Origin of the sequence: Achromobacter sp. GbtcB20, from assembly GCF_019091095.1 — a bacterium.
Classification (GTDB): Bacteria; Pseudomonadota; Gammaproteobacteria; order Burkholderiales; family Burkholderiaceae_B; genus Achromobacter; species Achromobacter mucicolens.
In genome coordinates this window covers 1-240 of sequence record NZ_JAGXJZ010000839.1, presented here as the reverse complement: position 1 = coordinate 240, position 240 = coordinate 1, and the positions used below count along the sequence as shown (strand labels likewise).

The 240-nt window shown below is 60.8% G+C and carries 1 pseudogene; it reads left to right on the top strand.

The features are described from left to right. Positions 1–199, top strand: a pseudogene (locus KVT32_RS31330) (WYL domain-containing protein); the annotation flags it as partial. Positions 200–240: the final 41 nt, after the last annotated feature.

Genomic DNA, 240 nt, shown 5'->3' with positions numbered 1-240 from the left:
CCAGACCATCAAGGAAACGCGAAATGGCTTCGAACTGGTTGCTACGGTGCGTCCCTCCCTGACGTTCAAGCAGTTCCTGCTGGGCCTTGCGCCCGATGTCATTCTGATAAAGCCGACCCGCCTGCGCAAAGAGCTGCAGGGCGTCCTAGAAGCGGGCGCGTCGGCGTATTCAACAGGAAAGTTTTGTCAAGCCGACTGAGCCGGCCCGGGCCACTGGAATCCCACCAGTGCGTCCACCCG